This is a genomic window from Erwinia persicina NBRC 102418, from assembly GCF_001571305.1.
In the GTDB taxonomy this organism is placed as follows: domain Bacteria; phylum Pseudomonadota; class Gammaproteobacteria; order Enterobacterales; family Enterobacteriaceae; genus Erwinia; species Erwinia persicina.
Map to the genome: position 1 here is coordinate 1 of NZ_BCTN01000052.1, position 1,863 is coordinate 1,863.

Below are 1,863 nucleotides of genomic sequence, written 5' to 3' on the forward strand. Positions count from 1 at the left end.
TATTTGCTCTTTAACAATCCGGAACAAGCTGAAAATTGAAACGACATGTCGTTTTCATTCTCCGTAATAAGAATGAAATCTACGATATGTTCGAGTCTCTCAAATGCTCGCAACGACAACACGTGTTCCTTCGGGACGCTTGTGGGTTGTGAGGTTAAGCGACTAAGCGTACACGGTGGATGCCTAGGCAGTCAGAGGCGATGAAGGGCGTGCTAATCTGCGATAAGCGTCGGTAAGGTGATATGAACCGCAACAACCGACGATACCCGAATGGGGAAACCCAGTGTGATACGTCACACTATCATGTCATGAATACATAGTGGCATGAGGCGAACCGGGGGAACTGAAACATCTAAGTACCCCGAGGAAAAGAAATCAACCGAGATTCCCCCAGTAGCGGCGAGCGAACGGGGAACAGCCCAGAACCTGAATCAGTTTGTGCATTAGTGGAAGCGTCTGGAAAGTCGCAGGGTACAGGGTGATACTCCCGTACACAAAAATGCACTTGCTGTGAGTTCGATGAGTAGGGCGGGACACGTGACATCCTGTCTGAATATGGGGGGACCATCCTCCAAGGCTAAATACTCCTGACTGACCGATAGTGAACCAGTACCGTGAGGGAAAGGCGAAAAGAACCCCGGCGAGGGGAGTGAAACAGAACCTGAAACCGTGTACGTACAAGCAGTGGGAGCCTACTTGTTAGGTGACTGCGTACCTTTTGTATAATGGGTCAGCGACTTATATTCTGTAGCAAGGTTAACCGTATAGGGGAGCCGAAGGGAAACCGAGTCTTAACTGGGCGTTAAGTTGCAGGGTATAGACCCGAAACCCGGTGATCTAGCCATGGGCAGGTTGAAGGTTGGGTAACACTAACTGGAGGACCGAACCGACTAATGTTGAAAAATTAGCGGATGACTTGTGGCTGGGGGTGAAAGGCCAATCAAACCGGGAGATAGCTGGTTCTCCCCGAAAGCTATTTAGGTAGCGCCTCGTGAACTCATCTTCGGGGGTAGAGCACTGTTTCGGCTAGGGGGCCATCCCGGCTTACCAACCCGATGCAAACTGCGAATACCGAAGAATGTTATCACGGGAGACACACGGCGGGTGCTAACGTCCGTCGTGAAGAGGGAAACAACCCAGACCGCCAGCTAAGGTCCCAAAGTCATGGTTAAGTGGGAAACGATGTGGGAAGGCACAGACAGCCAGGATGTTGGCTTAGAAGCAGCCATCATTTAAAGAAAGCGTAATAGCTCACTGGTCGAGTCGGCCTGCGCGGAAGATGTAACGGGGCTAAACCATGCACCGAAGCTGCGGCAGCGATACGCAAGTATTGTTGGGTAGGGGAGCGTTCTGTAAGCCGTCGAAGGTGGACTGTGAGGTCTGCTGGAGGTATCAGAAGTGCGAATGCTGACATAAGTAACGATAAAGCGGGTGAAAAGCCCGCTCGCCGGAAGACCAAGGGTTCCTGTCCAACGTTAATCGGGGCAGGGTGAGTCGACCCCTAAGGCGAGGCCGAAAGGCGTAGTCGATGGGAAACAGGTTAATATTCCTGTACTCGGTGTTACTGCGAAGGGGGGACGGAGAAGGCTATGTTAGCCGGGCGACGGTTGTCCCGGTTTAAGCGTGTAGGCTTGAGTTCCAGGCAAATCCGGAACTCTTTAAGGCTGAGGCGTGATGACGAGGCACTACGGTGCTGAAGTAACAAATGCCCTGCTTCCAGGAAAAGCCTCTAAGCATCAGGTAACATTGAATCGTACCCCAAACCGACACAGGTGGTCAGGTAGAGAATACCAAGGCGCTTGAGAGAACTCGGGTGAAGGAACTAGGCAAAATGGTGCCGTAACTTCGGGAGAAGGCACGCTG

At 51.9% G+C, this 1,863-nt stretch carries 1 rRNA gene; it reads left to right on the top strand.

Features of this window, described 5'->3' with window-relative positions:
- Window positions 1–152 precede the first annotated feature (152 nt).
- A 23S ribosomal RNA gene (locus EPE01S_RS22560) occupies window positions 153–1,863 on the top strand; the annotation flags it as partial.